The organism is Roseofilum acuticapitatum BLCC-M154 (assembly GCF_030068475.1).
Classification (GTDB): Bacteria; Cyanobacteriota; Cyanobacteriia; order Cyanobacteriales; family Desertifilaceae; genus Roseofilum; species Roseofilum acuticapitatum.
In genome coordinates, this window is sequence record NZ_JAQOSP010000005.1 from 21,171 (window position 1) to 35,898 (window position 14,728).

General features: G+C 49.6%; 7 protein-coding genes and 1 tRNA gene. 5 read left to right on the forward strand and 3 right to left on the reverse strand.

What is annotated here, in order from left to right; genetic code table 11:
* Window positions 1-160 precede the first annotated feature (160 nt).
* Window positions 161-4,792, forward strand: a complete 4,632-nt coding sequence (gene gltB / locus PMG71_RS00735; RefSeq protein ID WP_283751716.1) for a glutamate synthase large subunit — start codon at window positions 161-163, stop codon at window positions 4,790-4,792.
* 239 nt (window positions 4,793-5,031) lie between these two features.
* On the forward strand, window positions 5,032-6,516 hold the full coding sequence (gltD, locus tag PMG71_RS00740; protein ID WP_283751717.1) for a glutamate synthase small subunit: 1,485 nt from the start codon (window positions 5,032-5,034) through the stop codon (window positions 6,514-6,516).
* A gap of 161 nt (window positions 6,517-6,677) precedes the next feature.
* Here the strand turns inward: gltD and PMG71_RS00745 are convergent.
* Window positions 6,678-6,749, reverse strand: a tRNA-Lys gene (locus PMG71_RS00745).
* Between the two features lie 85 nt (window positions 6,750-6,834).
* Window positions 6,835-7,995: a histidine kinase gene (locus PMG71_RS00750; protein ID WP_283751718.1), complete on the reverse strand. Its 1,161-nt coding sequence runs from the start codon at window positions 7,993-7,995 to the stop codon at window positions 6,835-6,837.
* Window positions 7,996-8,196: 201 nt separating this feature from the next.
* On the opposite strand from PMG71_RS00750, the gene PMG71_RS00755 reads away from it, so the two are divergent.
* A complete protein-coding gene (locus tag PMG71_RS00755; RefSeq protein ID WP_283751719.1) occupies window positions 8,197-9,348 on the forward strand; it encodes a pyridoxal-phosphate-dependent aminotransferase family protein in 1,152 nt (383 codons plus the stop codon).
* 115 nt (window positions 9,349-9,463) lie between these two features.
* Here the strand turns inward: PMG71_RS00755 and PMG71_RS00760 are convergent, their stop codons facing one another.
* Window positions 9,464-10,339: an SDR family oxidoreductase gene (locus tag PMG71_RS00760; protein WP_283751720.1), complete on the reverse strand. Its 876-nt coding sequence runs from the start codon at window positions 10,337-10,339 to the stop codon at window positions 9,464-9,466.
* A 178-nt stretch (window positions 10,340-10,517) separates the two neighbouring features.
* On the opposite strand from PMG71_RS00760, the gene PMG71_RS00765 reads away from it, so the two are divergent.
* Complete coding sequence (locus PMG71_RS00765; protein ID WP_283751721.1) at window positions 10,518-11,561, forward strand: pentapeptide repeat-containing protein; 1,044 nt, start codon at window positions 10,518-10,520, stop codon at window positions 11,559-11,561.
* Between the two features lie 253 nt (window positions 11,562-11,814).
* Window positions 11,815-14,268, forward strand: coding sequence for a pentapeptide repeat-containing protein (locus PMG71_RS00770; RefSeq protein WP_283751722.1), 2,454 nt, complete (start codon window positions 11,815-11,817; stop codon window positions 14,266-14,268).
* The last annotated feature ends 460 nt before the right edge of the window (window positions 14,269-14,728 follow it).

Sequence of the window (14,728 nt, forward strand, 5' to 3'; positions counted from 1 at the left end):
GAGAGGTCAGGAGAATCAGGGATTGAACTTCAAGAACCCATAAACAGTGCTACTTTCGGCTATCACAGATGAACGGATCGCTCGGCTTCATCCCTATTTCCTGTATCCGGTTCCCTCCTTCAACGGACATTGAGGATTGAAAACCAACTATATCAAGACCATGAACAGAACCACATCACCCCAAAAACAGGGTCTATACGATCCCCAATTTGAACATGATGCCTGCGGTGTTGGCTTCATCGTACACATGAAGGGGGAAAAGTCTCACTCCATCGTTGACCAAGCCCTCACCATTCTGGTTAACCTGGAACACCGGGGTGCAGTCGGTGCAGAACCGAACACCGGAGACGGAGCAGGCATCCTCATTCAAATGCCCCACAAATTTATGGCCAAAGTTGCGGGGCAACAAGGGATCAGCTTACCAGAACCGGGTAAATATGCCGTCGGTATGATTTTCTCCTCTCCCGATCGCCAAGCCAGAAACAAAGGACGAGAAATCTTCGAGCAGATTGTAGCCGAAGAAGGACAGAAAGTCATCGCCTGGCGGGATGTGCCCACCGATAACAGCAGTTTAGGGGAAACCGCTAGAGCCAGCGAACCCTTTATGCAGCAAGTCTTTATTGGCCGAAATCCCGATCTAGCAGACGATCTCGCCTTCGAGCGCAAACTGTACGTCATCCGCAAACGTTCCCACACTGCCATCAAAGTGCCAGGCATCGATCGCTACTGGTATCCCACCAGCATTTCTAGTCGTACCCTAGTGTACAAAGGCATGTTAATGCCGCCCCAAGTCAAAGCCTACTTCCCCGACTTAAGCGACACCGACTTAGAAAGCGCCCTCGGTTTAGTGCATTCCCGCTTCAGCACCAACACCTTCCCCAGTTGGGAAAGATCGCACCCCTACCGCTATGTCGCCCACAACGGAGAAATCAACACCCTACGCGGTAACATTAACTGGATGCACGCTCGCCAATCCCTCTTTGGCTCTGCCTCTGAGGAATTTGGCTCCGATTTAGACCGCATCCAACCCATCATTAACATTGATGGCAGTGACTCCGGCATCTTCGACAATACCCTAGAACTGATGACCCTAGCTGGGCGCTCTCTTCCCCATGCGGTGATGATGATGATCCCAGAACCTTGGGCAGCTCATGAATCCATGAGTGATGAGCGCAAAGCCTTCTATGAGTATCATGCTTGCCTAATGGAACCCTGGGATGGCCCTGCCTCCATTGCCTTTACCGATGGCACAATGATGGGAGCCGTCTTAGACCGGAATGGTCTGCGTCCTTCCCGCTACTATGTGACTAAAGACGACCTGGTAATCATGGCTTCAGAAGCGGGTGTACTGCCCGTGGAACCGGAAAGAGTAGCCAAAAAAGGGCGCTTAGAACCCGGTCGCATGTTCCTGGTGAATATGGAAGAAGGGCGCATTGTAGCCGATGAAGAAATTAAACAGCAAATTGCCACCGCTCACCCTTACCGGGAATGGCTGGATCAGCACCAGGTGAAACTCTCGGATCTACCGGAAGGGCGTGTAGGGGCGGGTTCACCAAGCTCTCGCCTGGAAGACGAAAATATGGGTAAACCCGCCCCTACATCTCTAGTCCAGAGACAACGGGCGTTTGGCTATACCTTTGAAGAATTGCGGATGTTGATCGCTCCCATGGCCCAAAATGGGGTAGAAGCAGTAGGAGCCATGGGAACCGATACCCCTCTCGCGGTACTCTCCAACCGGCCGAAGTTGCTCTATGAGTATTTCAAACAACTGTTTGCCCAAGTTACTAATCCCCCCATTGACTCGATCCGGGAAGCGATTATTACCTCCCCCATTACTACCATTGGTTCTGAAGGTAATCTACTCAAACCTGAACCGGAAAGTTGTAACCTGATCCAGTTAGATACCCCGATTTTGAGTAATGCCGAATTGGCAAAACTCAAACAACTGGGTGAGGCGAAGACGGGTGATTTTCGCTCTCTAACCTTACCAATTCTCTTTGACCCAAAAACCGGGGTAGAAGGACTTGAAAGCACATTAGAGGCTATATTTGCTAAGGCAGATGAGGCGATCGCCGAGGGGATTAACCTAATCATCCTCTCTGACCGGGATATGGACGGCGATCGCGCCCCCATTCCTGCTCTGTTAGCCGTTTCTGGACTCCATCACCATCTGATCCGCGCCGGTACTCGTACCCGTGTGGGCATTATCCTAGAATCGGGAGAACCCCGCGAAGTCCATCACTTTGGGGTTCTGATTGGCTATGGTTGTGGCGCAATTAATCCCTATCTCGCCTTTGAAACCATCAACTCCATGATCGAGGAAAAACATATCCCGCCGATGGATTTTGAAAAAGCCTGCAAGAACTACATCAAGGCTGTAACTAAAGGGGTGATTAAGATTGGCTCGAAGATTGGCATTTCTACCATTCAGAGCTATCGGGGAGCGCAGATCTTCGAGAGCATTGGCTTAAGTTCTGAGGTGGTTAATAAATACTTCACTTGGACAGCTTCCCGCTTAGAAGGAATTGGGGTGGATGTGATTACCCAAGAAGCGATCAAACGTCACCATCAAGGGTTCTCTAGTATCGAAACTCTAGATGCTGGGGGCGAATATCAATGGCGCAAAGATGGAGAAGCACACCTTCTGTCTCCGGAAATCATTCACCTGTTGCAACGGGCAGTCCGTGAAGGGAATTATGAGCTGTACAAACAATACAGCGCCAAAATTAATCAGCAGGATAAAGAATTCTTCCGCTTGCGGGATCTGCTAGAGTTCAAGGCTAGAGATCCGATCCCCTTAGAAGAAGTAGAACCGGTAGAAGCCATTACCAAACGCTTCAAAACGGGAGCTATGAGCTATGGGTCAATTTCTAAGGAAACCCATGAGAGTTTGGCGATCGCCATGAACCGGATCGGCGGTAAATCTAATACCGGGGAAGGCGGTGAAGATCCAGAGCGCTATACCTGGACAAACGATCGCGGAGACTCGAAAAATAGCGCCATTAAACAGGTGGCTTCGGGACGGTTTGGAGTCACCAGTTTGTACCTCAGCCAAGCCAAGGAAATTCAGATCAAAATGGCACAAGGGGCGAAACCTGGAGAAGGGGGACAATTGCCAGGGCGTAAAGTGTATCCTTGGATTGCAAAGGTGCGCCACTCGACTCCAGGAGTGGGCTTGATTTCGCCGCCTCCCCACCACGATATTTACTCGATTGAAGACTTAGCGGAGTTAATTCACGACCTGAAAAACGCCAACCGGGAAGCGCGGATTAATGTAAAATTGGTGTCCGAAGTGGGGGTAGGCACGATCGCCGCCGGAGTTGCCAAAGCTCACGCTGATGTCGTCCTGATCTCCGGATTTGACGGGGGAACGGGAGCGAGTCCCCAAACCTCGATTAAACATGCAGGACTGCCTTGGGAATTGGGTGTAGCGGAAACGCACCAAACCCTGGTACTCAATAATCTGCGATCGCGCATTGTCGTCGAAACTGACGGACAAATGAAAACAGGAAGAGATTTGGCGATCGCCGCTCTCCTCGGTGCAGAAGAATACGGCTTCTCCACCATGCCCCTCGTCACCCTAGGCTGTATCATGATGCGGGTATGCCATAAAAACACCTGTCCCGTCGGTGTTGCCACTCAAAACCCCGAACTGCGGAAAAACTTTAGCGGCGACCCCGAATACACCGTTAATTTCATGAAGTTTATCGCTCAGGAATTGCGGGAAATTATGGCTCAACTCGGCTTCCGCACCGTGAATGAGATGATCGGACGCACCGATGTTTTAGAGCCGAAGAAGGCGATCGACCATTGGAAAGCCAAAGGCATTGACCTCTCCAAAGTCCTCCATCAACCCGAAGTCGGTGAAGAAGTGGGGCGCTATTGCCAGATTCCCCAAGACCATGGGTTAGAGAAATCCTTGGATATGACCGTACTCTTGGATCTGTGCAAAGAGGCGATCACAGACGGCAAGCAAGTTCGCGCCACCCTACCGATCAAAAATACCAACCGCGTCGTCGGTACAATTCTCGGCAACGAAATCAGCAAACGTCATTGGGACGGACTCCCCGAAGACACCATTCACCTGCACTTCCAAGGCAGTGCCGGTCAAAGCTTTGGTGCATTCGTACCCAAAGGAGTCACCCTAGAACTCGAAGGCGATGCCAACGACTACTTTGGCAAGGGCTTAAGCGGCGGTAAACTGATCCTTTATCCCCATAAATCCTCCACCTTTGTCCCGGCTGAGAACATCGTCGTCGGTAATGTCGCCTTCTACGGTGCAACCGGTGGCCAAGCCTATATCCGAGGCATGGCTGGCGAGCGGTTCTGCGTCCGTAACTCTGGAGTGCAAGCCGTCGTCGAAGCCGTAGGAGACCATGCCTGTGAATACATGACTGGCGGAAAAGTCATCATCTTGGGCAAAACTGGACGCAACTTTGCTGCCGGGATGAGTGGCGGTGTGGCCTATGTTTTGGATGAAGCTGGTGACTTCGCCACCCGTTGCAACCGGGAAATGGTGGATCTCGAAACCCTGGAAGATCCAGAAGAGATCCGCGAGATCCATGAAATGATTACCAAACATCGGCAATATACCGAAAGCAAACGGGCTGAATTAGTCCTCGGATCGTGGGAGTCCATGAGCCAGAAATTCGTCAAGGTAATGCCTCGCGACTACAAACGGGTTCTCCAGCATATTCAGAACGCTTTAGCCAATGGCTTAAGCGGTGATGATGCCCTATCTGCGGCGTTTGAAGAGAATGCCCGCGACATTGCCCGCATTAGCGGAAGCTAGTCGATAAGAGATGGGATAGGGAGATGGGGTTGATCCCCCCAACCCCCCTTAAAAAGGGGGGGGCTAAAGGCAAAGTCCCCCCTTCTAAGCAGGGGCACTAAATACAAAGTCCCCCTTTCTAAGGGGGATTTAGGGGGATCGAAATCTACCGCATAGTAGAGAAAATACCTGTAATACCCATGACTCCTGAACGAGTTCATTTAAGCGTGTTGTGTATTTGAAGAGAGATTGAATCAATTATGGGAAAAGCAACGGGTTTTATGGAGTATCTGCGCGAAGTCGCAGCCGAGGTATCGCCCCAGGAGCGGATACAAAATTGGGATGAGTTCCATCTGCATATGGAAGACGATCGCCTGCAAACCCAGGGCGCTCGCTGTATGGATTGTGGCACACCCTTTTGTCATACGGGATTAGAGATTAGTCGCATGGCAAGCGGTTGTCCAATTAATAATTTGATTCCCGAATGGAATGATCTGGTTTATCGGGGACTCTGGGAAGAAGCTCTAGATAGATTGCACAAAACCAATAATTTCCCCGAATTCACTGGCCGGGTATGTCCCGCCCCCTGTGAAGGGGCCTGTGTTTTGGGCATTACTAATCCTCCAGTCACCATTAAAAATATTGAGTATTCCATCGCCGAAAAGGGTTGGGATGAAGGCTGGATCACCCCCACATTGCCCCCGCAACGAACCGGGAAAAAGGTGGCGGTGGTTGGCTCTGGGCCGGCCGGTTTAGCCGCAGCCGCCCAACTGAACCAGTCCGGTCATTGGGTGACGGTCTACGAACGGGAAGACCGGCCAGGGGGACTGCTGATGTATGGCATCCCCAATATGAAGTTGGATAAGAAAGAGGTGGTGTTGCGCCGGTTGGATGTGTTGCAAGCGGAAGGGGTGACTTTTGTCTGCAATACGGAAATTGGTAAGGATCTGCCGGTGGAGAATCTGCTCAAGGATTTTGATGCGGTGGTTCTCTGTACGGGAGCGACGAAACCGCGCAATTTGGAGATTGAAGGCCGGGAACTCAAGGGTATTCATTTTGCTATGGAGTTTCTCACCGGCAATACTCGCACGGTACTCGATGGAAATCCGTCTCCTGATTATATTTCCGCAGCCGGTAAGGATGTGATTATTATTGGTGGTGGGGATACGGGAACGGACTGTGTGGGCACATCGATGCGCCATGGCTGTCAGAGTGTGACGCAGTTGGAAATTATGCCCAAACCGCCAGAAACTCGCGCTGCGAATAATCCTTGGCCGGAGTGGCCGAAAATTTACCGTATGGACTATGGCCAGGAAGAGGCGGCGGCGGTGTTTGGTGATGATCCTCGCGTTTATACGACGACTGCAACCCGGTTTGAGGGGGATGAGCAGGGCCAGGTGAAGGCGGTGCATACGGTGCAGGTGGAATGGGCTAAAGATGAGCAAGGGCGCTTTATTCCTAAACCGATTGAGGGAACCCAGAAGGTTTTACCGGCGCAATTGGTGCTGTTAGCGATGGGGTTTTTGGGCCCGGAACAGCCGTTGTTAGATGCTCTGGGTTTGGAACGGGACGGCCGCAGTAATGTGAAAGCTGACCATGGCAGTTTTACGACTAGCCTTCCTGGTGTTTTTGCTGCTGGGGATTGCCGTCGCGGTCAGAGTTTGGTGGTTTGGGCGATTAATGAGGGGCGCGGTGCAGCACGGGAGTGCGATCGCTACCTGATGGGATCGACTGATTTACCTTAGTTTCTTTTGTATAAAGCGATTTTAGTCGTGCGGGCATCTGGCCCGCAGACGGTCTCTAGGGAGCAAGCAAGATGCTTGCACTCCCCAGAGAAAACAGGTAGGGGCGAAAAACCTCTCGCCCCTACCCAATCCATGAAATTCTCTTGTTCTTCAGGAATTTATGGGTCGCCCGGGATTCGAACCCGGAACTAATCGGTTAAAAGCCGAGTACTCTACCGTTGAGTTAGCGACCCAGGGGTAATAAAACCAAACCTTCATTAAGGTAGCACAAGATTTTCCTAGAAGTCAAGGCTTAGAGATTTTTTTTCTGGGTTAGGGTTAAGGACGGTAGACGGGCAAGGTAAAGTGAAAGCAACTGCCCTGGCGATCGGGGGATTCGACCCAAATTTGACCGTAATGGGCGCGAATAATGCGCTGACAGAGGGATAAGCCAATACCATATCCTTCTTTGGTGCGATCGCGCTCTAAGCGAAAGCGGTCTTCAAAAATCTGTTCCTGTTTCTCAGGGGGAATCCCCGGCCCCGTATCACAAAAGCTCACCTGAATCTTTTGAGTGGTGCGGTGGAGAATCGAGACTTTAATACTGCCTTTAGGAGGTGTATATTTAATAGCATTATCCAGCAAATTAGTCATCACTTGGCGAATCCTCTCTGGGTCAGCATAGACCAAGGGTAAATCTTGAGGGATATCAGTCTCCAAATGCAAGGATTTATACTGCAATTGCTCATTGAAATTCTTTAAGACTGCTATACACAGCGCTTTTAGCTCTAGTTTCTCTGGATGAACCTGGATTTGGGTATTACTCCCTTTCGCCACTTGCAAAATATCCGTAATCATGCGGTCAATCGCTTTAATTTGAGTCCGAGCATGTTTGAGCAGTTGAGTGGTGAGGGTAGCGGTAAACCGGGCAGCGCGGCGATCCTCGGCACTATAGCCAATTTCTAAAGTTTCAACAGCTAAAGCGGCTGCCGTTAAAGGATTTCGCAGATCGTGGGCTAACATAGCGATAATCCGGTCTTTGAACTGTAATTGCTCTTTTAGCTCGACTGTCTCTTGACGGAGGCGGAAAATTTCATCTGATAAGCGAATCAGTTCAGCAGAATAGGCGATCGAGGAACTCAATTGTGATGGTTCTGACCCAACTAATTCTTCCTGTTCTAAGTATTCTTGGACGGACTGCACCCAACGCGGCCACCAATTATCAATCAAATTAATTAAATTACTCCCGGCTAAGGTTTGCTTGGGTTGGGGATGAATTTTAATTAAGGCTGGAGTCGCCACCACTTTAAAGTTTTCTGCCAGTTGGGGTTGTTCGCTCACATCCACCACCATTAGCTCAAAATCGAGATCTTGGGCAAGATCGACAATATGACAGCGAATTTGCCGAATTTGCTCTCCTGCATAGGGACGCTTATCCACAAATAAGAGGAGCTGAAGAGGGGGATCGGGTTTGAGGGGCTGTTTGGGAGTGGCCTGCATAGTGAGGAATAAAGATGACCAATCTTTAGATTTACTTAAGAGTCTAATGGATATATTTACTAAATGTGGTAAGTTTTGCAGATTTTAGAGGATTGGGAGTAGATGAGTGAACTTAACAACATGCAATATCATAAAAGACAGGGGTTCGGTATGATGGATATCTTAGGCCCAATCAACATATAGTTAATACACCAAAGTTCCATGACCGCTGTCCTCGCAATTAATAATTCCCATAAACTCTCTTCGCCTCGTTTAGAGATGCCTCCCCGTCTGCTGTTGGGTGCGGGGCCATCCAATGCTGACCCTAGGGTAATTGCTGCCATGAGTCGTCCCCAGGTGGGTCATTTAGATCCGTCTTTCCTCAAGTTAATGGAGGAGATTCAAGAGTTGTTGCGCTATAGCTTTCAGACCGATAATAGCTTAACGATTCCCGTGAGTGGAACGGGTAGCGCAGCTATGGAAACGACTTTCGCCAATACGATAGAACCGAATGATGTGGTTTTGGTGGCGGTAAAGGGGTATTTTGGTCGCCGTATGGTGGATATGGCTGGCCGCTATGGAGCGGATGTGCGGCAAATTGATAAACCTTGGGGAGAGGCGTTTTCACTCTCTGAGTTGCGCTCTGCTATGGAAACCCATCGTCCTGCGATTTTGGGCATTGTCCATGCGGAAACTTCAACGGGGGTTCGTCAGCCTCTAGAAGGGGTTGGGGACTTGTGTCGTGAGTTTGGCTGTTTGCTGGTGGTGGATACGGTGACCAGTTTGGGCTGTTTCCCGTTGTTTGTTGATGATTGGAAAATTGATTTGGCTTATAGCTGTAGCCAAAAGGGTTTAAGTTGCCCTCCCGGAGCGTCTCCGTTAACGATGAATCAACGGGCGCTGGATAAGATCCATAATCGACAAACGAAGGTGGCGAATTGGTATTTGGATGTGTCCTTGGTGAGTAAGTATTGGGGTAAGGAGCGCACGTATCATCATACGGCTCCGATTAATATGAATTATGCCCTGTATGAGGCTCTGTGCCTGGTGGCGGAAGAGGGTTTGGAGTCTCGATGGGAACGTCATGAAAAAAATGCCCAAATGCTTTGGGATGGGTTGGCCGAGTTGGGCTTAACTTGTCATGTGCCCAAGGAGTTCCGGTTGCCGACGCTGACGACGGTTCGGGTTCCGGATGGGGTGCAAGAGGCTGAAATTCGTCGCCAATTGCTCCATGATTATAATATTGAGATTAGCGGCGGTTTGGGCGATCTGGCGGGTAAGGTTTGGCGGATTGGTTTGATGGGCCATAATAGCCGTCCGGAGAGTGTTGAACGGTTGTTAAGTGTGTTGGGTGAGTTGTTGCCAAGGGGTTAATGGGAAAAGAGAAGCGGGCAAGATGCCCGCACTCCCTCAATGCTTTGATCTTACTGGAGTGGGAGGACGGAACCACGGAGACACAAAGGACACAGAGAGAGGGGCTTCTGAACTGTTAAATTGTTCCCTGGAGTGCTTGTAATTGGGCTTGTAGGGCAGGGGGATTGTAGCCGAGGGTAAAGGCTTTGGAGCTGTCTAGGGAGACATCCTGGGGACGGGGGGCTGCCATGGGGACATCCTGTTGGCGGGCGGGTTGGATTAGCTCCGTGGGCAGGTGTAAGAATTCTGCCATGAGTTGACCAAATTGATAGCGGGAAATACGCTCTTTGCCGCCGAGATGGAGGAGTTCCCCTGGATGGTTGAGGGCGAGGAGGAGTCCTTGGGCGGCGGTGGTGGCGCTGACGGGGGTGCGCCATTCGTCGGTGAAGAGGGCGAGGGGTTGATGGGATCTCAAGGTGCGAATAAAGGGTTGGATAAAACTGCTACCTTGGCTAGGGGCTGCGCCAAACATGAGAGGCATCCGGCACAGGGTAACTTGGGGATAGGCTTGGCGCATGGCTTGTTCTGCTTTTACTTTTTGCTGTCCATAATGGTTAACGGGGGATAGGCGATCGCTTTCTCGGTAAGGGGCGCTTGTGCCATCAAAGACGAGATCGGTGGAGGTAAAGACGCAGGGAATTCCGGCAATGGCGCTGAGTTGGGCAATTTTGACGGCAGCGTTAATGTTAATTTTGTCGGTTTCTTGGGGATGATTTTGGCAATAGTTGGGGCTGGATTGGGCGGCGGTATGAATTACAGCATCGGGTTGAATGTCGGCAAACAGGCGCTCTAGGGCGCTGAAGTCAAGGAGATTAAGGGCGGAGAGGGTAATCTGGGGTAAGTTGAGGGCATGGGTATGGTAGGTTCCGTAAACTTGCCAGTGAGTTTGGGCAATTTGGCAGAGGTTCCAGCCTAAAAAGCCACTTGCCCCGGTGATGAGAAGTTTTTTCATGGGAGTTGTTTGGAGTAGGAAGAGTGGTTGCCCTCATCCCCCAACCCCTTCTCCCACGGGAGATGGGGAGTAGAAGTCCCTCTCCTTTGGGAGAGGGATTTTCCTACGGACATGAAAGGGAGAGGGCGGATCTCAAATGAAAGCGCTATATTTTGATTGAGTTTATTCTGATTATCTTATGTCTCAGGATGCCGATACGCTATTTAAGCAGGGAATTGAGGAGTATAAAGGGGGGAATTTAGAGGGGGCGAAATCTCTCTGGGAACAGGCTTTATCTGTCTACCGTACCGAGGAGAATGTCCAGCGCCAAGGGGCGGCTTTGGGGAATTTGGGGGCGGTGAGTCAGGCGCTGGGTAGGGTTGAGGAGGCGATCGCCTATTACAAGCAGCATTTAAGTTTAGCGCAAGATGTTGGCGATCGCCCAGGACAACGGAATGCCCTGAATAATTTGGGCAATGTTTATAGCAGTTTGCCGGATTTTCCCGAAGCTCTGAACTATTATCAACAAAGCTTAAAGTTGGCTCAGGAATGGGGGGATTTAGGGCTGCAAGGGCAAGCCCTCTTCAATTTGCGTCAAGTGTATCAAGCGATGCAGGATGAGGAGCAGGAACAGCAGTGTTTAGAGGAGCAATGGGCGATCGCCAAGCAATTACTGGAAAAACATCCCCAAGATATTTTAGACATTGCCCAACAGGTAGGCTTAAATCCCCTTTCAGATTTTGCCGGAGTAAATTTAGCCCAGATGAATTTTCATTATGCTAATTTAGGCGGCGCAAATTTAACCGAAACTAATTTAAGCGGGGCAGATTTAAGTTTAGCAGATTTAGCCCATGCCCAGTTAAGTCATGCCAACTTAGAAAAGGCAATTTTAAGTAATGCGAATTTGCGCGATGCGAATTTGCAGAATGCCAATTTACAAGGGGCAGATTTACGCACGATTTTGCCTCGCGCCGATCTGAGAGATGCCAATTTGGAAGGGGCAAATTTATCGGGAGCCTATTTGCAACGAGCGAATTTATCCCGCGCCAATTTAGCGAATGCGGATCTTTCTTATGCGGATTTGACGGATGTGAATTTGGAGGAGGCAAAGTTAACGGGGACGCTATTAAAACAGGCAAATATTGAGAAGGCGAATGTTAATCAAGCCTATTTTAAGGATAACCCGAAATTGTCTTCAGCCCTGAAGCAATATTTGCGCGATAAAGGGGCAATTGTGGAATGATGTCAATGAACAATGAACAATTAACAATGAACAATTTTTATGTCGGCAACAGCCAATCTATAAGTAAACCTAAATGAGTTATGTAATGGCTGCCCCTCATCCCCCTGCCCCCTTCTCCCGCAGGAGAAGGGGGAAAAGTCCCTCTCGGAGTGGGAGAGGGATATAGGGAGAGGGCATTTCCCGTTGTACAACTCATTTAGACTAGCTATATCTACCCGCCACTATAATTGATTCAACGAACTTGATATGAGCTATGGGGAAGGGGCAATTTATTACCACTGAAGTTGCTGGAAATGGGGGGGAGCGGGGGGAGTTTCGGGTATGGGAAAGGGTGCAGGATGCCTTTAGCGACAGATCTTGTTTGGCATATTGGCGCTATCCCCTGTTTTCTCCCCAGGGTAAGCATCGTAAGGAACCGGATATTCTGATTCTGGATCGCCAATTGGGAATCATCGTCATTGAGGTGAAGTCGATACGGATTCACCAAATCGCCCAAATTAGCGGTCATCGTTGGCATTATCAGGGATTTTACCAGAAAAGTGGATCGCCCTATCAGCAGGCAGAACAGCAGGTTTGGGCGATTCTGAGACGGTGTGAGGGGGAACCGGGGTTAAAGTTGGGTTTGATGAGTCGGGCGATCGTGGCTCTACCTTATATTACCCAAGAACAGTGGCAAGAAAAACAATTCGATCGCCTCTTATCCGCTCCTCCTATTCTGTTTGAAAATCATCTGCGCGTCACTGCCATTGCCCAACTTTTTCATCAGATTGAAACTATCACTCCCCTCACTTCAGGCACACCCCTCAGCGAACAGCAATGGCAACTTTTGCGCTCTCTCATCGGTGGCACTCCCCTATTTCAACCCAATCCCAGTAACCGATGGCGCTTATATCCCTCTCCCAGTCGCGCCGAAATTTTAGCCCAAGCCAGACAACAGTTTTCCCAACTAGATTTAGCCCAAGAAACCCTCGCCAAAACCATTCCACCCGGAGTACAACGGATTCGCGGCATTGCCGGATCGGGGAAAACCGTGGTTCTCTGCCAAAAAGCGGCACACATGCACTTGAAACATCCCGATTGGAAAATCGCGATCGTCTTCTTTAGCCGCAGTCTTTACCAAACCATTACCGAGCAGCTCGATCGCTGGCTCCGTCACTTTAGCCAGGGGCAAGTGGGTTACAATTCTCGCGATCGCAATTTGCGGGTTTTTCACGGTTGGGGAGCCAAAGGACAACCCGGTTTTTACCGCTTCTTATGTCGTCTCTCTGGAGTTGCCCCGCGCACCGTTACTGACACCTTAAGATATGCTCCCCATGAAGCCCTAGCAGAGGTTTGTATTGACCTGTTGCGTCGGGGAAAGATACCCCAAGTTTTTGATGCTCTTTTTATTGATGAAGGACAGGATTTCTTAGTCCAAGATAACATAAAATTTGAACAAAAGCAACCCTTTTACTGGTTGGCTTACCAATCCCTGCGCCCTTGCAATCACTTACATCCAGAGCAACGGCGCTTGATTTGGACGATGGATGAATATCAACATCTCGATCCCCAGCAAGTAACCACGGTGCGCGACTTATTCGGCTCGGAATTGGCACATCTTTTAAATGGAGTTCATCCGGGCAATATTCCCAAAACCGAAATCTTGTCTAAATCCTATCGCACTCCGGCGCAAGTGTTAAGGGTTGCCTACGGTTTAGCCATGGGAATTTTTCGCCCCCAAGGATGTTTAACCGAGTTATGCCAAAAATCGGATTGGCAAGCTCTAGGATTTCAGGTTGAGGGCGAACTGTTACCCGGCAGTTCTATTACTCTCACTCGTCCTCTAGATGCCGATTTAAATCCGGTGAGTCAGTTAGCATCAGGGGCACTAATTGAGTTTCAATCTTACGACTCGCGCCAGGAAGAGTTAGAAAATTTAGGTTATCAGTTAAGGCAAAATTTACGCCAATATGGACTTAAACCCAGTCGAGATATTTTGGTGATTCTGTTGGGTTCTCGAATTCACACGCGCCAACTGGAGCCGATGGTAGTTGAGGCACTCCTAAGACAGGGGATTGATGTCTATCTTCCGGGACAAAAACAGGATTCTGGCTCTAAAAATGAGTTTTGGCGTGATGGTTGTGTGACGGTTTCTAGCATTGAGAAAGCCAAGGGAAATGAAGCGGACATGGTTTACGCGATCGCCCTCGATCATATTGCCCAAGACGAGAGCAATTTATCCCTGCGAAATCACCTATTTATTGCCTTGACGCGCACCAGAGCTTGGGTTAGAATTAGTGGTACGGGTAACTATTCCCTTTATCAAGAGTTTAAGCAACTGTTACAAGTAAAAGATAGTCTAACTTTTACCCTCCCCCAATACTCTCAGCGTTCCCTTTCTCTCACTGATATTAGTGAAGTAATTGATCGCTACACAGCCGGGGATAGAAACTTCCAAGGAATGAACCTAAAAGGCGCTCAACTCCCCGGAATTAACCTTTCCCAAGCCAACTTTATCCGCACGGAATTCCAGGAAGCCAACTTAGAAAACGCCCAACTGCAAGGCACGAAATTTATCTTCGCCAACTTAAGCCAAACCAACCTCCGAGGAGCCAATTTAAGGCAAGCGAAACTCATGGGAGCCAACTTATCGGAGGCTCAATTAGAGGGAGCAGATTTAACCCATGCCGACTTAAGCGATGCCAATTTAGACGGAGCGCAATTTTAATCAACGGTTGCCCTCATCCCCCAGCCCCCTTCGGCTACGCTCAGGGCAAGCCTTCTCCCGTGGGAGAAGGGGAGATAAGTCATTGCGAACGGAACGCAGTGGAGCAGGCAGTAGGGTGCGTTAGCGAAGCGTAACGCACCAATCTACATATATAGGTTCGGTGCGTAATATCAAGTCCGATTAAATCCCTATAATTACCAATCATCGTAGGGTAGGCAGGAGGAGGGAGCGACATCATTCAAATTCGACAAACAGAGCCTGCCCACCTTGCCCGATACTTTGATTGATATCAAGTCCGGTTTCCGCAAGCGGACATGAAAATTTGTTAAGAAGCGGGCAAGATGCCCGCACTCCTCGAATTCTTTGATCTGACTGGAGTGGGAGCATCTTGCTCCCTGGATTTTTAATTAGGGTATTTAAACGAACTTGATATGATTACCCGGACTTGATATAAATCTTG